Origin of the sequence: Bacillus sp. LJBS17 (assembly GCF_019334685.1) — a bacterium.
Taxonomy (GTDB): domain Bacteria; phylum Bacillota; class Bacilli; order Bacillales; family Bacillaceae; genus Bacillus; species Bacillus subtilis.
The window spans coordinates 1,815,403-1,839,533 of record NZ_CP079759.1; the positions used below are offsets into that span (position 1 = coordinate 1,815,403).

The window sequence follows — 24,131 nt, forward strand, 5'->3', positions numbered from 1 at the left end:
ATCTTAAAGGCATGAAGCGGCAGTTGAAAAGCCCGCTTTCAGAAGGGCAAAAAGGGCTGTGGATGCTTCAAAAAATGTCTCCTGGGATGAGTGCATATAACATTCCTTTATGCTTTCGCTTCAGCAAACCAATACATGCAGAGACGTTCAAGAAAGCCCTTCTGTTTGTACAGAGACAATATCCGGTTTTAACCAGTGTGATTCAAGAAGAGAATGGCATTCCATTTCAATCGGTTCAGTTATCAAAGGATCTTTATTTTGTGGAAGAGGATATATCAGCAATGAAATCAGCAGATATCTTTCCTTTTCTAAAAGAAAAAGCAAAAGAACCTTTCCAGTTGGAAGCTGGTCCGTTATGGCGCACACACCTTTTTCATCGGTTAGAAGAATGCATTGTTCTTATAATAATTCACCATATCATATTTGATGGTGTGTCGATGCTGACATTGATATCGGCGCTATTCGAAGCGTATCAACAATTGCTGAATGGGATTGAACCCTTGCAGCAGCCATCAACAGCTGATTATTACGATTTTGTCGATTGGGAAAAACGGATGCTGACTGGCAGAGAAGGGGAAGAGCATCTCTCTTACTGGAAAGAACAGTTGTCTGGGAGTCTGCCAGTTCTTGATTTGCCTGCTGACCGTCCGCGGTCTTCAGTACGAAAATTCAAGGGGCAAGCTTATAAAAGCTTGCTCCCTCATCACCTGAAAAATCAAATTAAATCGTTTGCCCGCACCAATCATGTGAATGAATCGGTTGTGTTTCTCTCCATTTACAAAGTACTGCTGCATCATTATACAAAACAAAAGGATATCATTGTTGGCGTTCCGACAATGGGTCGGCAAGAAGACAGATTTGAAACCCTAATCGGTTATTTTATCAATATGATGGCTGTTCGGAGCAAGAATATCGGATCTCAGCCATTAACAGCATTTATTCGGGAACTGCAGCTGACAGTGGCTGACGGCCTGGATCATGCGGCGTTTCCGTTCCCTGCATTGGTAAGAGAGCTGAATGTAGACCGCTCTGCCGCGGATTCTCCGGTTTTTCAAACAGCTTTTCTGTACCAAAACTTTTTTCAGGCAACAGGCTTGCAAAAAGTGCTCGAACCGTATCAAACGCTTGGCATCGAATATATTGAAGACATTCGGCAAGAGGGTGAATTTGAGCTGGCGCTCGAAATATATGAGCAAGAAAATGAAACAGTGCTTCATCTTCTGTACAACCCTGATTTGTATGAACTGTCCTCCATTGAAAGCATGATGGAGAACTATATGAAGCTCGCGCAGCACATGATGGAGGACCCGTCTTTGCCGCTTGAAGCCTACTCTTTGCAATTAAATCAAGAACAAACTAGTTTGCTGGAACAATGGAATGCGACAGGGACAAACATCGCAAATGACAAGTGTATACATGAGGTGTTTGAGGAAAAAGCGAAACAAACCCCCGATGCGGTTGCTGTGATGTTTGAAGACAGATCACTTACATATAAAGAAGTAGATGAAAAAAGCACATCTGTGGCAGTCTACCTTCAACATCAGGGTGTTGGACCTGAACAGCCCGTTGGCATTTGTGCAGAGCGTTCGTTTGATATGATCATCGGAATTTTAGGAATACTGAAAGCTGGCGGAGCGTATGTGCCGTTAGATCCAAGTTTTCCGCAAGAACGATTAGAGTACATGCTCAAAGACAGTCAGGCATCCATTGTCCTCACCCAACCTAACGTTCATGATAGGATCATCGGATTAACTGGCAGCCATGTAAAAGCGATCAATATCGAGTTAGCTTGCCGAAACGGTTATACAGACCAGCAAAGCAGCGGTTTAAAGCGGGAAGTAAAACCGGAACACCTCGCTTATATTATTTATACATCGGGAAGCACTGGAGAGCCTAAAGGGGTTATGGTAGAGCATCGGAGCATTATGAATACCCTGAATTTTCTTGAATCTCACTATCCTGTAACGGCTGAGGATGCATATTTATTGAAGACGAACTATGTGTTTGATGTATCGATCTCAGAATTATTCGGATGGTTTATTGGAGACGGCCGTCTAGTGATTCTTCCGCCTAATGGGGAGAAATCACCGCAGCTTTGCATGGATTATATTGAAACATATAAAGTGACTCACATTAATTTTGTGCCGGCCATGCTGCATGTTTTTTTAGAAATAGCGAAAGACAACAAGCGATTCACAGAGGATGGTCCGCTGAAGTATATGATGGTTGCAGGTGAAGCCTTCCCTAAAGAATTAGTGAAAAAGGCGGTATCACTCTTTACAAACTGCCGTGTTGAAAATATATACGGACCGACGGAAGCCTCCATTTACGCTGCGTATTTCGGATGCGGAAAAGGAGATATCGCGAGTCACCATACACCGATTGGAAAGCCTGTCTCCAACACGAAAATTTACATTGTGGACCAGCATTTGAAGCCTGTCCCGATCGGAAAGCCTGGTGAGCTTTGCATCGCTGGAGCCGGCTTAGCAAGAGGCTACTTTAAAAAGCCGGGGCTTACGGCTGAAAAATTTATTGATAATCCCTTTGAATCAGGGACGAAGCTATATCAATCGGGTGATTCAGCAAGGTGGCTTCCTGACGGCAACATAGAATACTTGGGACGGATTGACAGCCAAGTCAAAATACGCGGTTTTCGCGTAGAGCTGGGCGCAATAGAAACAAAGCTGAGTGAATTTCCGGGCATTTTAGATCAGGCGGTAGTGGTGAAGCAGCTGGAGGGCCATCAACAGCTCGCTGCTTATTATACAGAGGAAAGCGGACATGCCTCTGCCAATCCAAAAGATCTGCGCCTTCATCTAAAATCGAGTCTGCCCGAATATATGATACCTTCACACTTTATCCGCTTAGATGAGCTTCCATTATCGCCCAGCGGAAAAGTGAACCGTAAAGAATTAGAAAAACGCGAGATCGTGTTCAACAGAAGGAAACCAAATCACTTGCAATTAACGGAAATAGAGGATCAGGTGTTGCGCATTTGGGAGGAAACGCTCAAGGTCAGCGGATTTGGGCCGGAAGACGGATTTTTCGATGCGGGCGGCGATTCGCTTCTGGCTGTAGCTGTGGCTGAACGAATCAAAAAAGAATTCGATTGTGAGTTTCATGTTACTGAGCTGTTTGAGTATTCCACGATCCGTGCAATCAGTGAATACATTTTGGAGATGAAAAACTCAGATCTAGCCGGGACACAAAATGTAGATCATTATGATATCAAAAAAGATAGAAAACACCTAGAACAGAAGATTCCTCCTTATTTTGACGACAGTGTTGCGATTGTGGGGATATCTTGCCAGTTCCCGGGTGCGAAAAATCATCATGACTTCTGGAACCACATCAAAGAAGGCAAAGAAAGCATACGATTCTTTTCTGAAGAAGAGCTTCGCGCAAATGGAGTTCCCGAAGAATTGATACAGCATCCTGACTATGTGCCGGTGCAATCTGTGATCGAAGGGAAAGACTTATTCGATCCCGGTTTCTTTCAAATTTCGCCAAAAGATGCTGAGTATATGGACCCTCAGCTCCGCCTCTTATTGCTGCACTCCTGGAAAGCGATTGAAGATGCAGGATATGTGGCTAAGGAGATTCCGGCAACAAGTGTATATATGTCTGCAAGCAGCAATTCATATAGAACGTTATTGCCGAAGGAGACAACAGAAGGACATGAATCACCGGATGGCTATGTCTCATGGGTTTTAGCCCAAAGCGGAACCATTCCCACAATGATCTCACATAAGCTCGGATTAAAAGGGCCAAGCTATTTTGTTCATTCTAACTGTTCTTCATCACTAGTCGGTTTATATCAAGCATACAAAAGCCTGACATCGGGCGAATCACAATATGCGCTTGTCGGAGGCGCAACATTGCACGCACAATCAGCGATCGGCTACGTGCACCAAAACGGGTTGAATTTTTCAAGCGACGGGCATGTAAAGGCGTTCGATGCTTCGGCTGACGGAATGGCCGGAGGTGAAGGCGTAGCAGTCATCCTGCTGAAAAAAGCTGTGGATGCCGTAAAAGACGGAGACCATATTTATGCCATTATGCGCGGAATAGGCATCAATAATGATGGGGCAGAGAAGGCCGGCTTCTATGCGCCTAGTGTAAAAGGCCAAACAGAAGTGATACAGCATGTATTGGATACAACCAAGATCCATCCTGAAACGGTCAGTTATATTGAAGCACACGGTACGGGAACGAAATTAGGCGATCCTATTGAAATGTCTGCTCTAAATAAAGTGTACAAGCAATACACCGACAAAACACAATTTTGCGGAATTGGTTCAGTGAAAACGAATATTGGCCATTTGGATACAGCTGCGGGGTTAGCCGGATGCATTAAAGTTGCGATGAGTTTATACCATAATGAACTTGCACCGACCATCAACTGTACGGAGCCGAATCCGGATATAAAGTTTGAAAGCTCTCCTTTTTATGTTGTCCGTGAACGAAAATCGTTAGAGAAACACGCAGGTGTCCATCGGGCGGCTCTGAGCTCATTCGGCCTTGGCGGAACTAACGCCCATGCAATATTTGAGCAATATGAAAACATTTCTGATGCAGGTACCGAAAACGAAGGCAATCAGCCTTACATCATTCCTATATCAGCAAAAAATAGTGAACGGCTCCAAGTATACGCGAAGGAAATGCTGTCCTATATCAGTCAAGACGAGCAAAGGCATTTCTCTTTAAGAGATATTGCATATACCTTCCAAGTCGGCCGTGAAGCAATGGATAACAGGATCGTTTTTATAGTGAACGATCTGGAAGAGTGGAAACATCAGCTGGAAGCTTTTGTGACTGGAAAGCCGCTCGCAGAAGGCTGTATCCAAGGAGAAAAAACGAGAATGACATCCGCTGAACAGCTGCTTGGAAATGCTGAAGCAGATGATATGGCTTCATCACGGATATCAAAAGAAGAATTGAGAAAGCTTGCCGAGATGTGGGCAAATGGCTTTCACGTTGAATGGCGCAGGCTCTATCCAAATACAAAGCCACGCCGCATCAGCTTGCCGACATACCCTTTTGCCAAAGAACGATACTGGCCTGAAAGCAGCACCGGCGCTATCACAACAATTGAACCATCTCGTTTGCATCCTTTGGTGCACCATAATACATCGGTTCTGTCAGAGCAGCGTTTCAGCTCTATTTTCACAGGACAAGAGTATTTTATTGCCGAGCATATCATTAAAGGCATGGCGATTTTGCCGGCGGCGGTCACGCTTGAAATGGCAAGAGCCGCTATAGAACAAGGAATTGGCGGATTGGAGGATCATGAAACTGGAATCAGGCTGAAAAATGTCGTGTGGATTCGCCCGGTTGTAGCAGGAAGTGAGCCGGTTCAGGTAAATATCGGACTTTACGATGAAGATGGCGGACACATTGCTTATCGGATGTATGGTGAGCCGGAATCCGCTGATGCAGAACCAGTTGTATATAACCAAGGTATAGCGGAATTGATTCAGTTAAAGCGAGAAAAAGCACTGGATCTTTCTAAGATCAAGAAACAATGTGATCAAAGCAGAATGGATGCTGCCTCGTTTTATGAAGGGATGATCGGCGCCGATTACGGTCCAGGTTACAAGAGTGTAGAGGCCGTATATAAAGGCGACGGCCAGCTGCTTGCCAAATTATCACTGCCAGAATCTGTTGCACATACGTTGGGCGATTATGTTCTTCATCCAAGTGTAATGGACGGGGCGTTACAGGCGGCTGAATATTTGCAAAATGTCGTCAGAGCGGAACTTTCAGACACTGAAGACTTTAAGGCAGCACTGCCATTTGCCCTGGAGGAACTTGAGGTCTTTCGTCAGTGCGTTTCTGACATGTGGGTTTATGTTCAATTCAACTCGAAAAACAAACCAGGAGATTTGATACAGAAAGTCGATATTCACCTATGTGATGAGCATGGCATGATCTGCGTGCGGCTGAAAGGATTTTCGACGAGAGTGATGGAGGCAGATATACAAACCGAACCATCAAAAATCAACGCTGAAACTTTATTGCTTCAGCCCGTTTGGCAAGAACAAAAGGCAGCTGAAGGCGCGGCAGCAAAAAAATATGCAGAGCATCTCGTGTTCCTATGTGAATATGATCATGTGACGAGAGAACAGATTGAAGCAGCCATCGAGGATGTCCATGTATACAGCCTGGAAGCAAGGCCTTCTTCAGTAGATGGGCGTTTCCATTCTTATACAGAACAAGTGTTTAAAAAGGTAAAAGAGATCATTCGTACGAAACCGAAGGACGGCATTCTCGTTCAGATCGTAACCTCTGCAGAGGGAGAACAGCAATTGTTTTCAGGGTTGACAGGACTGCTGAAAACAGCTTGTCAGGAAAATGCCAAACTAACCGGCCAAATGATTGAAGTCAGCAGTGAAGAAAGTGGAGAAAGCATTGCTGGCAAACTGTTAGAAAATCAAATGAGCAGCGATTCATATGTCAAATATCAAAACGGGACACGGTATATTGCTGATTGGCGTGAAATCAAACAGGCAAAAGGAGACGGCAGCAAACCGTGGAAAGACAATGGCGTTTATCTCATTACAGGAGGTGCCGGCGGACTAGGTCATATTTTTGCAAAGGAAATTGCGGAACAAACGAAAAATGCGACAGTCATTCTGGCAGGCCGCTCACTTCTTAGCGAAAGCAAAAGCAAAAAGCTGGAAGAGCTTCATAGCAAGGGGGCTGACATCACCTACCGGCAAACAGATGTTACCAATAAAATTGAAGTCTATCAGCTCATTGACGACATTCAAAAAAGATATGGCCGTCTGAACGGTATTCTTCATAGTGCCGGAATCATCAAGGACAGCTACCTGGTTAATAAACAGGCAAAAGATCTGCACGATGTACTGGCGCCTAAAGTAAAAGGGCTTGTTTATCTAGACGAAGCGAGCAAGGATTTGCCTTTAGACTTCTTTGTTCTCTTTTCATCTCTTTCAGGAAGTTTAGGGAGCATTGGCCAGTCTGACTATGCGGCAGCCAATGTATTTATGGATATGTATGCAGGCTATCGAAATAGGCTTGCCGGCCTCAGCCAGCGGCATGGGAAGACGCTTTCTGTAAACTGGCCTTTATGGAGAGATGGAGGCATGCAGGTCGATCAAGAAACTGAGAAAAGGCTTGTGCAACTGGCCGGCATTGTTCCTATGAGGGCGGAAAAAGGAATTCAGGCATTATATCAAGCACTTCATTCAGAGGCAAACCAAGTAATGGTGATCGAAGGCGATGTGCAGAAAATAAAACTAAACATGCTGGCCAAAAACGCCTCAGCACCTATGGAAAAGAAGGAAGCAGAACACATGACTGAACAAATAAATAGCATTGATACAGACAGTTTGCTGGATAAAGTAAAGGCGATGTTAAAGAGAGAGATCGCTAAGCTGTTAAAGGTCAAGCTTGAAACGATTGATGATCATGCTGAGATGACGGTGTATGGTTTTGATTCTATCTCCATGACTGAATTCACCAACCATATCAATCGCGCCTATCAGTTAGAGCTGACGCCAACCGTATTTTTTGACCACCCGACGATTCATGCGTTTGGCAAGCATTTGTCAGAAGAATATCAATCGGTATTTGCGAAGACATTTGCTGTGCGCGCTGCATCGGCTCAGCTTCAGCCTGCTGCGAAACAGGAACAAGCCATGCGTGCCAAAGCTAAAAGACGCAGAAAGCAGCAAGTCATGCTGCCAAACGCCATACAGAGCGATGCTGGGCCTGAGCCAATTGCCATTGTGGGCATAAGCGGGATTTTCCCTATGGCGAAAGATGTTGAGGCGTACTGGAACATCTTAAAAGAGGGCAAAGACTGCATGACGGAAATCCCGAAAGATCGCTGGGATTGGCGTGAATATGAAGGTGATCCGGCGAAGGAAGTCAATAAAACGAACGTGAAATGGGGCGGTTTTATTGATGGTATTGCAGATTTTGATCCATTATTCTTTGGCATTTCCCCGCGTGAAGCTGAACAAATGGAACCTCAGCAGCGCTTACTGCTGACTTACGCCTGGAAAGCGATCGAAGATGCAGGATATTCGGCGAAAAGGTTGTCAGGCACAAAGACCGGCGTCTTCATCGGAACGGGAAATACAGGATACAGCTCTCTTCTATCTAAAGCGAATTCGGCAATAGAAGGATCAGCGGCAGCCAATACGAGCCCATCGGTCGGTCCGAACCGGGTCAGTTATTTCCTTAATCTGCACGGGCCGAGCGAACCGATTGATACAGCGTGCTCAAGTTCACTAGTGGCGATCCACCATGCCATCTCTTCAATTGAGGAAGGCACTTGTGACATGGCATTAGCCGGCGGTGTAAATACGATTATCCTTCCTGAGGTGTATATCAGCTTTGATAAGGCGGGAGCACTGAGCAAAGAAGGAAAATGCAAGACGTTTTCAGATCAAGCCGATGGTTTTGCACATGGGGAAGGTGCCGGCATACTGTTCCTGAAAAAATTAAAAGCGGCTGAAGAAGCGGGAGACCACATTTACGGAGTCATAAAAGGCAGTGCAATCAATCACGGCGGCCGTGCAGCCTCTTTAACGACTCCCAATCCGAAGGCGCAGGCAGATGTTATTCAGTCGGCATATCAAAAAGCGGGAATCGATCCGAAAACCGTGACCTACATTGAAGCCCACGGAACCGGGACGGAGCTTGGAGACCCGGTTGAAATTAACGGTTTGAAATCAGCTTTTAAAGCATTAGATGTAAATGAAGGAGACACATCAGCCAATCCTTACTGCGGATTAGGGTCTGTAAAGACAAACATCGGCCACTTATCGCTGGCAGCCGGTGCAGCAGGAGTTATTAAAATATTATTGCAGCTTAAGCATAAAACCTTAGTGAAAAGTCTGCATTGCGAAAACGTGAATCCATACATTCAGCTGAAAAACAGTCCGTTCTATATCGTACGGGAAACGGAAGAATGGAAAGCGCTGAAAAATGAACGGGGAGAAGAGCTTCCTCGACGGGCAGGTGTCAGTTCATTTGGAATCGGCGGGGTAAACGCCCACGTGATTATCGAGGAATATATTCCGGAAGCATCCGATGAGAATATACCATCCATCACGCCGGAACATCCGGGTATCTTCGTTTTATCGGCTAAAAATGAAGCGCGGCTAAAAGAACATGCACAGCAGCTGGCAGATGCGCTTGATAAGCAAACATATAGTGACGTAAATCTCGCCCGAATCGCTTATACACTGCAAGCCGGACGGGATGCGATGGAAGAACGTCTCGGGATTATTTCCGGTTCCATTGAGGATGTACAGCAAAAGTTAAAAGACTTTGCAGCAGGCAAAAGCGGTGTGGAGGATGTATTTAAAGGCAGGATTGATAAAGGCACACTCCAAATGCTGACAAAGGACGAAGAGATTCAAGAAGCCATCGAGAAATGGATGGAACGGGGAAAGTATGCAAAATTGCTTGAATTATGGGTAAAGGGGCTTGATGTAGACTGGACGAAATTGTATGGCGAGAATCTGCCAAAGCGCATCAGCTTGCCGACGTATCCTTTCGCAAAAGACCGTTATTGGATCTCTGATCATATTAAAAAAAGCAGCAGCACTGATGCTAATCAAGCAGCCTCCCGCCTTGGCGGAGCCATGCTGCATCCATTAATGCATCAAAACACATCGAATCTCTCGGAACAAAGGTTTAGCTCTATTTATACGGGAGAAGAGTTTTTCCTTGCTGATCATGTTGTGAAAGGCCAACGGATTTTGCCGGGAGTGGCTCATCTTGAATTGGCGCGGGCAGCTGTTGAGCAGGCCGCAGAGGTAGAAGGTGTACCGTGCACCATGAAGCTAAAGAATGCGGTGTGGGTGCGGCCTATTGTTGTAGAGGATCAGCCACAGCAAGTACACATTAGGCTTTTACCGGGAGAAAATGGTGAGATCTCTTATGAAATCTATGGTCATTCAGACGTTACTGGCGAACAGTCAATCGTCTACAGTCAAGGCAGCGCGGTATTGAATCCTGCTGAAAGTCTGCCGGCGGTTGATTTGCAATCTATGCGGGAGCAGTGTCAGGAAAGTCATTTCAGCGTAAACGAAGTATACGACACCTATCGAATGATTGGATTTGAATATGGTCCTGCTTATCGCGGAGTGAAAAAAATCTATACAGCTGAACAATTTGTTTTGGCAAAATTGTCATTGCATCCGTCAGCTGCAGATACGCTCAGCCAATACAAAATGCACCCTGGGCTGATGGATTCTGCTTTGCAGGCGTCAAGCATTTTGACAGGCGCCGGGGATAACCAGCTGACACTGCCTTTTGCGGTCCAGGAGCTTGAAGTCTTCGGAGCATGTTCGTCAGAAATGTGGGTCTACGCAAGATACAGCCAAGGCAGCAAGGCAACTGATAAGGTGCAAAAGCGCGATATTGATGTTTTAGATGAGAGCGGCAATGTTTGCGTACGGATGAAAGGATTATCTTTCAGAGCAGCGGAAGGCGGCTCTGGATCGGCGGAATCTGATCAAACGCTGGAAACCCTGATGTTTGAAGAAAAATGGGTGCCTAAGGATTTTAAAAAAGAAAGTCCGGAGCCTCATTACGAACGGCACATTGTCATGCTTTGCGACATGAATGGCCTCTCAAAAGATCGCATTGAATCAAGAATGACAGGAGCGGAATGCATCGTTTTGGAGTCATTCCGCGAAGGACTTGCAGAGAGGTTCCAAGATTATGCCGAACAAGCGCTTGAGACGGTCCAGGGTCTTCTCAAAAGCAGACCTCAGGGCAATGTTCTGATCCAGTTGCTTACCTCTGCACAAAGAAAGCAGTACTCATTCTCAGGGCTATCGGCGCTCCTTAAAACCGCCGGTATGGAGAATAAAAAACTAATCGGCCAGACGATTGAAATCGATTCACATGAAAATATTGAAAGTGTGATAGAAAAACTGAAAGAGAATAAAAGGCACACAGAAGATCAGCACATCAAATATGAAAAAGGCAAACGGTACATCAATGATCTGGATGAAATGCAAATAGATGATCGGGAAATAAGCATGCCGTGGAGAGATAAAGGTGTATACCTCATCACGGGTGGCGCAGGAGGACTTGGGTTTATTTTTGCAAAAGAGATTGCTCGCCAAGCCGAACAGCCTGTGCTCATTTTGACAGGCAGATCCGCGTTGAATGCGGATCAGCAGGCGGAGCTTAACGAACTTCAGCAATTAGGGGCTCGCGCAGAATACAGGCAGATTGACGTGACACAAACGGAAGCAGCCTCCGAGCTTATCACAAGCATTACGTCTGATTACGAAGACTTGAATGGTGTCATTCACAGCGCTGGGCTGATTAAAGATAACTATCTTATGAGCAAAACCAATGAAGAGCTGACACAAGTTCTCGCTCCTAAGGTGAAAGGGCTTGTGAATGTGGATGAGGCAACCGAGCATCTTGCGTTAGATTTCTTTATCCTCTTTTCTTCAATATCAAGTGTTGCCGGCAGCGCGGGACAGGCCGATTATGCAATGGCTAATGCATTTATGGACAGTTATGCTGCTTATCGGAATGCGCTTGTAACCGCCATGTACAGGCACGGACAAACGTTGTCAATCAATTGGCCGCTCTGGAAAGAAGGCGGCATGCGCGCGAATAAAGAAATTGAAAACATGACGTTGAAAAACACAGGTGTGACTCCAATGCGGACCGAGACCGGCATTCAAGCGCTGTATAAAGCTTTGGCATTTGGCAAAGATCAAGTCATCGTCATGGAAGGAATCAAAGACATGATGAGGGAAAAGCTGACTCAAAAGCCGTCTTCTGATGAAGTGCCAATGAAAACAGTGCAAGTACCCGTGACATCTGAAGCAAGAATGGATCAAGGGAATATGTTCGATCACATTCAAGAAGTTTTAAAGCAAACAATCTCTCAATTGCTCAAAATCAAACCTGAAGAGATTGACCCGGACATGGAGTTTAATCAATATGGATTTGATTCGATTACGTTAACTGAATTCGCAAATACACTGAATGAGAAGTACAAGCTGGATCTTACGCCTACGATCTTCTTTGAGCACGCAACTGTTTATGCATTTGCAGGGTATCTGTCAGAAGAATATCCAAATGCTTTTACAGCTCAAACGCCTGCCAAAGCTGAGGTGCTGATGCAGCCTGTCGAACAGAATATAAAAAATATGATGTTTTCGACCGAAAACCGCTTTGTAAAACCTTCGGCAACACCAATGCAAAAGGAAGCTGATCACAAGCCTGAGCCTATTGCGATTGTGGGGATGAGCGGCGTTTTCCCAAAGGCAAAAGACGTTGAGGAATATTGGAAGAACCTGTCATCGGGCGCAGATTGTATTACAGAGGTTCCAAAAGATCGCTGGGATTGGCAGGAGTATTACGGAGACCCTCTGAAAGAAGCGAATAAAACAAACGTCAAATGGGGCGGTTTTATTGATGAAGTAGCTGACTTTGATCCATTGTTCTTCGGCATATCTCCGCTGGAGGCTGAGCAGATGGAGCCTCAGCAGCGCCTGTTAATGACCTATGCGTGGAAGGCGGTAGAAGAAGCGGGACACTCAGCGAGAAGCCTGGCAGGAACCAAAACGGGCATCTTCATCGGGACAGGAAACACAGGGTACAGTTCACTTCTGTCAAATGTAGACATCGAAGGCTCAGCGGCTGCGAATATGAGTCCTTCTGCAGGACCGAATAGAGTCAGTTATTTCCTGAACATTCATGGACCGAGTGAACCGATCGACACTGCGTGCTCAAGCTCTTTGGTCGCCATTCATCATGCGGTTTGCGCCATTGAAAATGGAAACTGTGAAATGGCGATTGCGGGAGGGGTCAACACGGTCGTAACTCCGCAAGGCCATATCGCCTATGATAAGGCCGGGGCGCTGAGCAAAGAAGGAAGATGCAAAACATTTTCTGACAAAGCCGATGGATTCGCAGTCAGTGAAGGTGCCGGCATTCTCTTTCTGAAAAAGCTGACAGCGGCTGAACGAGACGGTGATCATATTTACGGTGTCATTAAAGGAAGTGCGGTAAACCACGGTGGCCGCGCAAATTCTCTAACGACTCCTAATCCGAAAGCTCAGGCGGATGTCGTAAAAACAGCATATGAAAAAGCGGGAATTGATCCAAGAACCGTAACTTATATTGAAGCGCATGGGACTGGAACCGAGCTGGGCGATCCAGTAGAAATCAACGGCTTAAAAGCGGCATTTAAAGAGCTGTATGAAAAAACGGGGGACCCGGCTGTTCATGGCAGCCATTGCGGACTTGGATCAGCGAAAACAAACATCGGTCACTTATCGCTGGCGGCCGGTGTGGCGGGTGTCATTAAAGTGTTATTGCAGCTCAAGCATAAAACGCTTGTCAAAAGTCTGTACAGTGAAACTGTTAATCCATATATCAGACTGGATGACAGCCCGTTTTATATTGTGCAGGAATCGAGAGAGTGGCAGGCGCTTCGGGATGAAGCCGGCCGAGAGCTGCCGCGCCGCGCAGGCATCAGTTCGTTCGGGATAGGCGGCGTCAATGCCCACGTGGTCATTGAGGAATATATTCCGAAAGAAACAACCCATCCTGCAACAGCACCAGCTGTGACAGCGCAGCACCCGGGCATCTTTATTTTGTCGGCAAAGGATGAAGATCGTCTGAAAGACCAAGCCCGGCAATTAGCAGACTTTATCAGCAAGCGATCTATCACTGCTCGTGACCTCACTGATATTGCTTATACACTCCAAGAGGGGCGTGATGCAATGGAGGAGAGATTAGGGATCATCGCTGTCTCGACTGGGGACTTGCTGGAAAAACTGAACCTCTTTATAGAAGGGGGCACCAATGCGAAGTACATGTACAGAGGCAGAGCAGAAAAAGGTATCGCACAAACATTGAGATCAGATGACGAAGTACAGAAAACGCTCAACAATAGCTGGGAGCCTCACATATATGAAAGACTGCTTGATTTATGGGTAAAAGGCATGGAAATAGGCTGGAGTAAACTGTATGACGGCAAACAGCCGAAACGCATCAGCCTCCCTACCTATCCATTTGCGAAAGAACGCTACTGGATAACGGATACGAAAGAGGAGGCAGCCGCCCATCAAACAGCTTTAAAAACAGTCGAATCAGCAGCTTTGCATCCATTGATACATGTCAACACATCTGATTTGTCAGAGCAGCGTTTCAGCTCGGCCTTTACAGGTGCTGAGTTCTTTTTCGCCGATCATAAGGTGAAGGGGAAACCGGTTATGCCGGGCGTGGCATATCTTGAGATGGTTCATGCTGCCGTTACAAGAGCAGTGAGAAGAACCGAAGATCAACAATCTGTTATTCACATCAAAAATGTTGTGTGGGTGCAGCCGATTGTGGCGGACGGCCAGCCTGTGCAAGTGGATATCAGTCTAAATCCCCAGCAGGACGGCGAGATTGCTTTTAACGTCTATACAGAGGCTGCACACAATGATCGAAAGATACATTGTCAAGGCAGTGCTTCAATCCGCGGGGCAGGAGACATTCCAGTCCAGGATATCAGCGCGCTTCAAGACCAATGCAGTTTAAGCACACTCTCACACGACCAGTGTTATGAATTGTTTAAGGCGATCGGCATTGACTACGGACCTGGTTTTCAAGGGATAGATCGGCTTTACATCGGCCGCAATCAAGCCTTGGCAGAGCTTTCTCTGCCTGCTGGTGTAACTCACACACTGAATGAATTCGTTCTTCATCCAAGTATGGCCGACTCTGCTTTACAAGCGTCGATCGGGCTAAAGCTGAATTCCGGTGACGAGCAGCTTTCTCTGCCTTTTGCACTGCAAGAGCTAGAAATATTCAGCCCGTGTACAAATAAAATGTGGGTGTCTGTGACATCTCGTCCTAATGAGGACAAAATACAGAGACTGGATATTGATTTGTGTGATGAACAAGGCCGAGTGTGTGTAAGAATCAAGGGGATTACCTCAAGGCTGCTGGAAGAAGGCATACAACCGCCAGACGGGCCGACATCACTAGGAAACTCCAAAGCAACTCTTAACGGAGCGCTTCTTATGGCGCCGATATGGGATCGAGTGCAGCTGGAGAAGAGGAGCATTTCGCCTGCTGATGAGCGTGTTGTCATCCTCGGAGGGGATGACAACAGCAGAAAAGCTGTTCAAAGGGAGTTTCCGTTTGCCAAGGAGCTGTACATTGAGCCGAACGCATCAATTCATAGAATTACAGGCCAGCTTGAAGCACTCGGATCGTTTGACCACATCGTGTGGATGTCTCCTTCTCGTGTGACAGAGTGCGAAGTCGGCGATGAAATGATTGAAGCCCAAGATCAAGGCGTCATTCAAATGTATAGGCTCATTAAGGCAATGCTTTCTTTAGGCTATGGACAGAAGGAGATAAGCTGGACGGTCGTGACGGTGAATACACAATATGTTGATCAGCATGATATTGTCGACCCGGTCGATGCCGGGGTGCACGGCCTGATCGGTTCAATGTCAAAAGAATATCCAAATTGGCAGACAAAGCTGATCGATGTTAAAAAATACGAAGACCTGCCGTTATCTCAACTCCTTTCCTTGCCTGCCGATCAAGAAGGGAATACGTGGGCCTATCGAAACAAGATTTGGCATAAGCTTCGTCTAATTCCAGTACACAACAATCAACCGGTGCACACGAAGTATAAGCACGGAGGTGTTTATGTTGTCATAGGCGGAGCTGGCGGTATTGGTGAGGCGTGGAGTGAATATATGATCAGAACATATCGGGCGCAGATCGTTTGGATTGGCAGAAGGAAAAAGGATGCAGCCATTCAAAGCAAGCTGGACAGACTTGCGCGTCTAGGGCCAGCTCCGTATTACATTCAAGCTGATGCGGCTAACCGAGAGGAATTAGAACGAGCGTATGAAACAATGAAACAAACGCATCGAGAAATCAACGGCATCATCCATTCTGCGATTGTCTTACAAGACCGAAGCCTGATGAATATGAGTGAGGAATGTTTCAGAAACGTTCTTGCTGCAAAGGTTGATGTAAGCGTGCGAATGGCTCAAGTTTTCCGGCATGAACCACTGGATTTTGTTTTGTTTTTCTCTTCCGTACAATCGTTTGCAAGAGCTTCCGGACAAAGCAATTACGCTGCGGGCTGCAGTTTTAAGGATGCTTTTGCACAGCGGCTATCTCACGTATGGCCTTGTACAGTAGCCGTGATGAATTGGAGTTATTGGGGAAGCATTGGTGTTGTTTCATCACAGGATTACCAGAAGAGAATGTCTCAGGCAGGCATAGGCTCAATTGAAGCCCCTGAAGCAATGGAAGCTTTGGAATTGCTGCTCGGGGGACCGCTGAAGCAGCTAGTAATGATGAAAATGGCAAACGAAACGAATGATGAAGCGGAACAGGCAGAAGAAACGATTGAAGTGTACCCGGAAACTCACGGCTCCGCCATTCAAAAGCTGCGAAGCTATCATCCGGGTGACAGCACAAAGATTCAACAACTGTTATAGGAGGGGAAGCGCCAATGCTGAACACAGAAGACATTCTCTGTAAAATGCTTTTCGCACAATTACAGTCCATAGGGTTTTTCACAGAAAGTAAATCCCAGCCGGTATTGGAGAATTTCTATGGCAGATGGTTTGAAGAAAGCCAATCGATTTTAGAACGGCATCAATTTCTCAAGCGAACGGAGAACGGATATGTTCCAACACGCTCAATAGGCACCATGAGCGAGCTGTGGAAAGAATGGAATGAACAAAAATTTGACCTGCTTCAAGACAATAATATGAAAGCCATGGTGACATTGGTGGAGACAGCACTTAAAGCCTTGCCGGAGATTCTGACCGGCAAGGCGTCAGCCACCGATATCCTGTTTCCGAATTCATCTATGGATTTAGTAGAAGGGGTCTATAAAAACAATCAAATCGCAGACTATTTTAATGATGTTCTTGCAGATACGTTAACAGCCTATCTGCAAGAACGTCTGAAGCAAGAGCCTGAGGCGAAGATTCGAATATTAGAAATCGGAGCCGGGACCGGCGGGACAAGCGCGGCTGTTTTTCAAAAATTGAAAGCATGGCAGACACATATAAAAGAATATTGTTATACAGATCTGTCTAAAGCTTTTTTAATGCATGCAGAAAATAAGTATGGTCCTGACAATCCATATTTGACATATAAACGATTTAATGTCGAGGAGCCGGCGTCTGAACAGCATATTGATGCGGGAGGCTACGACGCGGTCATCGCGGCAAATGTGCTTCATGCCACAAAAAATATCCGGCAGACATTGCGAAATGCAAAAGCAGTTTTGAAAAAAAACGGGCTGCTCCTTTTAAATGAAATAAGTGATCATAATATATATTCGCATTTGACGTTCGGCCTTTTAGAGGGCTGGTGGCTGTATGAGGATCCTGATCTCCGCATTCCGGGCTGCCCGGGCCTGTATCCGGATACTTGGAAAACGGTGCTTGAGAGTGAAGGATTTCGCTATGTTTCCTTTATGGCTGAACAATCGCATCAGCTCGGCCAGCAGATCATTGCCGCTGAAAGTAACGGAGTCGTCCGTCAAAAGAAGAGAACGGGGGCAGAAGAAGATCCAAGCCATATACAAATGAATGCTGAAATCGATCATTCACAGGAAAGCGATTCTCTCATCGAACAAACGGCACAATTTGTGAAGCATACGCTGGCAAAATCAATCAAACTATCACCAGAACGTATTCACGAAGATACGACATTTGAGAAGTATGGAATTGATTCGATTTTGCAGGTGAATTTCATTCGTGAATTAGAAAAAGTGACGGGAGAGCTTCCAAAAACCATTTTATTTGAACATAACAACACAAAAGAACTCGTCGAATATTTAGTAAAGGGGCATGAAAATAAGCTCCGGACAGCATTGTTAAAGGAAAAAACGAAGCCTGCAAAAAATGAAGCTCCACTTCAAACAGAGCGTACAGATCCTAATAAGCCATTTACTTTTCATACACGCCGCTTTGTTACAGAGCAGGAAGTCACTGAAACTCAGCTAGCAAATACCGAACCACCAAAAAAAGAAAAGACAAGTAATTTGCAAGGAACACATTTTAATGATTCTAGTACAGAAGATATCGCAATAATCGGGGTAAGCGGGCGCTATCCGATGTCTAACAGTTTAGAAGAGCTTTGGGGGCATTTAATCGCCGGAGACAATTGTATTACAGAGGCACCGGAATCAAGATGGCGCACATCTTTATTGAAAACATTATCAAAAGATCCAAAAAAGCCGGCAAATAAGAAACGCTATGGCGGATTTTTACAAGATATAGAGGCATTTGACCATCAGCTTTTTGAGGTGGAGCAAAACCGGGTGATGGAAATGACACCGGAACTCCGTTTATGTTTAGAAACCGTCTGGGAAACGTTTGAGGACGGCGGCTATACGCGAACCCGGCTGGATAAATTGCGGGATGATGACGGAGTAGGTGTTTTTATAGGGAATATGTATAACCAGTATTTTTGGAATATCCCATCTTTAGAGCAGGCAGTCCTCAGCTCAAATGGGGGAGACTGGCACATTGCAAATCGCGTTTCCCACTTTTTTAACCTGACCGGACCGAGTATCGCTGTCAGCTCAGCATGCTCTAGTTCATTAAACGCCATACATCTTGCGTGTGAAAGCCTGAAATTGAAAAACTGCTCAATGGCGATTGCTGGGGGTGTCAATTTAACACTCGATCTTTCTAAATATGATTCTTTGGAGCGTGCCAATCTGCTGGGAAGCGGCAATCAAAGCAAAAGTTTTGGCACAGGAAACGGGCTTATTCCCGGGGAAGGCATTGGAGCTGTCCTGTTAAAACCGCTTTCGAAGGCAATGGAAGATCAGGATCATATTTACGCTGTGATCAAAAGCAGTTTTGCCAACCATAGCGGCGGAAGACAGATGTATACAGCTCCGGACCCGAAACAGCAAGCAAAGTTAATTGTCAAGTCGATTCAGAAGTCGGGCATTGATCCAGAGACTATCGGCTATATTGAATCGGCGGCAAATGGTTCGGCGCTGGGCGATCCTATTGAAGTAATTGCCTTAACAAACGCGTTTCAACAATATACAAACAAGAAACAGTTTTGTGCGATAGGCTCTGTCAAATCCAATCTGGGGCATTTAGAGGCGGCTTCCGGTATTTCTCAGCTGACAAAAGTGCTGCTGCAGATGAAGAAAGGGACGCTGGTGCCGACAATTAATGCGATGCCTGTCAATCCAAATATTAAGCTGGAACACACGGCTTTCTATCTTCAGGAAGAAACAGAGCCATGGCATCGCTTGAATGATCCTGAAACTGGAAAACAATTGCCGCGCAGAAGCATGATCAATTCCTTCGGAGCGGGGGGAGCCTATGCCAATCTTATTATAGAAGAATATATGGAGACGGCCCCTGAGAAAGAACATATCGCTCCCCGCCAGCAGGAATTCACTGCCGTTTTTTCAGCCAAAACAAAATGGAGCCTGCTTAGCTATCTAGAAAATATGCAATTGTTTTTAGAGAAGGAAGCTTCTCTGGATATTGAACCCGTTGTACAGGCTTTACACAGGAGAAACCATAATTTAGAGCATAGGGCTGCATTTACAGTGACATCGACTCAAGAGCTGTTCGAAAAACTAAAGGTGTTCCGAACATCAAGAGAAAGCTCACTCCAGCAAGGCATCTATACATCATTCGATTTACAGCCATGTGCGGAATCAGCATCTAGGGATAGAGAAATAAACGCAGCAGAGCAATGGGTACAAGGGGCATCGATTGCTTTTAAAGAAGCTGATATAGGGAACCGAACAGGCTGGGTTCATCTGCCTCACTATGCATTTGACCATAATACATCATTTCATTTCGATGTATCGTCTATCAATGAGAAATCGTCAGATGTTGAAGACAATATTAATCAGCCGGTCATTCAAGATCAATTCACTTATGATGAGCCTTACGTTCAAGGACACGTCTTCAACAATGAACGGGTGCTTGTCGGTGCCACATATGGCAGTCTGGCCATTGAAGCATTTTTTAACCTGTTCCCTGAGGAAAACAGCGGCCGTATCAGCAAATTAAGTTATATCAGTCCAATTGTCATCAAACAAGGCGAGACCATTGAACTTCAGGCAAAGCCGCTGCAAAAAGATCAAGTCATAGAACTGCAAATCATGTATCGCGAGCCGTCCTCTGGTTTGTGGAAGCCTGCCGCAATCGGACAATGCGGAATCGGTTCTTTTGAGCCAAAAAAAGTCAATATCGAGAACGTTAAGCATTCATTAACTAAGCTTCATCACATCGATCAGATGTATAAAACCGGAAACGGTCCTGAATGGGGAGAGTTATTTAAGACAATTACTCATCTCTACAGAGATCACAAGTCTATACTGGCAAAAATTCGCCTGCCCCAAAGCGGGCTGGCAAACGGGCACCATTACATTGTAAGCCCATTGATGACAAACAGCGCGTACTTGGCTATCCTCAGTTTCTTAGAGCAGTTTGACATGACAGGCGGCTTCCTGCCGTTTGGAATCAATGATATCCAGTTTACAAAGCAAACGATAAAAGGGGATTGCTGGCTTTTGATTACATTGGTTAAGAATACAGGTGACATGCTGCTGTTTGATGTAGATGTGATCAATGAGTCGTCAGAAACAGTGCTGCACTACTCGGGCTACTCGCTTAAACAGCTTCGTATTTCGAATCAAAGAGGAAATCAAAATAAGGCCATCAAAGCCAGCAATCTGAAAGATCGTATCAGAAGCTATGTAACAGATAAACTGGCAGTAAACATGGCCGATCCGTCAAAATTGTCTCTTGCAAAAGCGCATATCATGGATTTTGGAATCGATTCTTCTCAATTGGTTGCACTGACAAGGGAGATGGAAGCAGAGACAAAGATCGAATTAAATCCGACTCTGTTTTTTGAGTATCCGACTATTCAAGAGCTAATCGACTTTTTTGCGGACAAACATGAAGCATCTTTTGCTCAGCTGTTTGGTGAAGATCATCAGCAGGAAGAACGCCCAGCTCAAATCGAAAACCAAATGAAACAGATTCCGGCATACGAGACGAACACGGATAAAACAATCGAACACGCGGCAGACGGCATAGCCATTATCGGCATGTCGGGACAGTTTCCGAAAGCAAACAGCGTAACGGAATTTTGGGATAACCTTATCCAAGGAAACAACTGTGTCTCTGAAGTGCCGAAAGACCGCTGGGACTGGCGCAAATATGCCGCAGCCGATAAGGAAGGGCAATCAAGCCTTCAATGGGGCGGTTTTATAGAAGGAATAGGTGAGTTTGATCCCCTGTTTTTTGGCATATCGCCTAAAGAAGCGGCGCATATGGACCCACAGGAGTTTCTGCTCTTGATACATGCATGGAAGGCGATGGAAGATGCAGGCTTAACAGGGCAGGTTGTATCCAGCCGCCCGACAGGAGTATTTGTCGCAGCCGGCAATACGGATACAGCTGTGGTTCCTTCCCTAATTCCAAACCGTATATCCTATGCACTTGATGTAAAAGGGCCAAGTGAATATTATGAAGCTGCCTGTTCCTCAGCTCTCGTGGCTTTGCACAGAGCTATACAATCCATTCGAAACGGCGAATGTGAGCAAGCCATTGTCGGGGCTGTGAATTTGCTGCTTTCACCAAAAGGCTTTATTGGCTTTGACTCAATGGGCTATTTGAGTGAGAAAGGACAGGCCAAATCCTTTCAAGCAGATGCAAATGGCTTTGTCAGAAGTGAAGGAGCAGGAGTTCTCATCATTAAACCATTGCAAAAAGCCATTGAAGATTCTGACCATATTTATTCGGTTATTAAAGGTTCAGGTGTATCGCATGGCGGCAGGGGAATGTCACTTCACGCGCCAAATCCGGCCGGCATGAAGGATGCAATGCTGAAGGCTTATCAAGGAGCGCAAATTGATCCCAAAACGGTGACCTATATAGAAGCACATGGGATCGCCTCTCCATTGGCAGACGCGATAGAAATAGAGGCGTTAAAGTCAGGCTGCAGTCAGCTCGAATTGGAACTTCCACAGGAAGTACGGGAGGAAGCGCCATGTTATATCAGCAGCTTAAAGCCGAGCATCGGACACGGTGAACTCGTATCAGGCATGGCTGCTCTTATGAAGGTCAGCATGGCGATGAAGCATCAAACAATACCAGGCATAACCGGATTTTCGTCTTTGAATGACCAGGTGTCATTAAAGGGCACCCGTTTCCGAGTGACTGCCAAGAATCAGCAATGGGGGGATTTAAGTGACGCTGCAGGCAAAAAAGTTCCGCGCAGAGCGAGTATCAACAGCTATAGCTTTGGAGGCGTAAATGCGCACGTCATTTTAGAAGAATATATTCCTTTACCAAAACCACCTGTTAGTATGAGTGAGAATGGTGCCCACATTGTGGTTCTTTCTGCAAAGAATCAAGACGGGCTAAAAGCAATTGTTCAACAGCAGCTTGACTATGTGAATAAACAACAAGCACTGTCATTACAAGATTATACTTATACACTCCAAACCGGCCGAGAGGAAATGGAAGATCGCCTGGCGCTCGTCGTCCGCAGTAAAGAAGAACTGGTAATCGGCTTGCAAGCCTGCTTAGCAGAAAAAGGCGATAAGCCGAAGAGTTCTGTACCTGTCTTTAGCGGAAATGCAGAAAATGGCTCGTCAGATATCGAAGCCTTGCTGGATGGTCCATTAAGAGAAATGGTGATCGAGACTTTGTTGTCTGAAAACAACCTTGAAAAGATCGCGTTTTGCTGGACAAAAGGGGTGCAAATCCCATGGGAAAAGCTTTATCAAGGAAAAGGTGCCCGCAGAATACCGTTGCCAACCTATCCATTTGAAAAGAGAAGCTGCTGGAACGGCTTTCAAGCAGTAGAGAATACGCCTTCTGTTTCACAGGATGAGCGTATCAACAACAGCAGCGATCATCACATATTAGCAAATGTACTAGGGATGGCTCCGGATGAACTGCAGCCTCATAAGCCATTGCAGGAGTATGGATTTGATTCAATTTCTTGCATACAGTTATTACAGCAATTGCAATCAAAGGTGGACCCTCTCATTGCCTTGACGGAGCTTCAAGCATGCCATACTGTTCAGGACATGATGGACTTGATCGCAAAGAAACAGGAGGATACATCCTTACAAAATGATCAAGCTCGCACGTTTCCGGAATTGATACCGTTAAATGACGGCAAGCGGGGGCGCCCTGTCTTTTGGTTCCATGGCGGAGTAGGAGGAGTTGAAATCTATCAGCAATTTGCACAAAAGAGCCAGCGCCCTTTTTACGGCATTCAAGCCAGAGGATTCATGACTGATTCTGCTCCTTTGCACGGAATTGAACAAATGGCTTCCTATTATATAGAGATCATTCGATCCATACAGCCTGAAGGTCCTTATGATGTAGGCGGATATTCCTTAGGCGGGATGATTGCATATGAAGTCACTCGCCAGCTGCAAAGCCAAGGCCTAGCTGTCAAAAGCATGATGATGATTGACTCCCCATATCGTTCTGAGACAAAAGAGAATGAGACATCTATGAAAACGTCAATGCTGCAAACAATTAATACGATGCTGGCATCGATTGCGAAACGGGAAAAGCTTACGGATGTTCTCATCAGCCGTGAAGAGGTGGACATAAGCTTAGAGGATGAAGAATTCCTGTCTGAGTTGATTGACTTGGCAAAAGAACGAGGGCTAAACAAACCAAATAAGCAAATACGTGCGCAGGCTCAGCAAATGATGAAAACACAGCGCGCCTATGATTTGGAGTCGTACACTGTTAAGCCTCTCCCTGATCCTGAGACGGTAAAATGTTATTATTTCCGCAACAAAAGCAGGTCTTTCTTTGGTGATTTAGACACTTATTTCACTTTATCAAATGAAAAAGAACCGTTTGATCAAGCTGCTTATTGGGAGGAATGGGAGCGGCAAATTCCCCATTTCCACCTGGTGGATGTCGATTCTAGCAACCACTTCATGATATTAACCGAACCGAAAGCGTCAACAGCCATGTTAGAATTTTGTGAAAAGCTTTATTCAAACAGGGGAGTAGTGAATGCGAATTTCCTTAAGGCTTTCCGGAAGAAACATGAAGCGAGGGAAGAAAAAGAAACAGATGAATTGGTGAAGCGCTGAGAAAACA

At 45.6% G+C, this 24,131-nt stretch carries 2 protein-coding genes; both read left to right on the forward strand.

Annotated elements, in window-relative coordinates:
* The first annotated feature begins 11 nt into the window (after window positions 1–11).
* Window positions 12–16,478: a non-ribosomal peptide synthetase gene (locus KXZ66_RS09165; RefSeq protein ID WP_219144970.1), complete on the forward strand. Its 16,467-nt coding sequence runs from the start codon at window positions 12–14 to the stop codon at window positions 16,476–16,478.
* Window positions 16,479–16,492: 14 nt separating this feature from the next.
* On the forward strand, window positions 16,493–24,124 hold the full coding sequence (locus KXZ66_RS09170) for a beta-ketoacyl synthase N-terminal-like domain-containing protein (protein ID WP_151870231.1): 7,632 nt from the start codon (window positions 16,493–16,495) through the stop codon (window positions 24,122–24,124).
* Window positions 24,125–24,131 lie beyond the last annotated feature (7 nt).

Excerpts from the sequence above, each read along its gene's own strand:
- KXZ66_RS09165 (WP_219144970.1), top strand. The coding sequence starts at position 12 with ATGAAGCGGCAGTTGAAAAGCCCGCTTTCAGAAGGGCAAAAAGGGCTG.
- KXZ66_RS09170 (WP_151870231.1), top strand. The coding sequence starts at position 16,493 with ATGCTGAACACAGAAGACATTCTCTGTAAAATGCTTTTCGCACAATTA.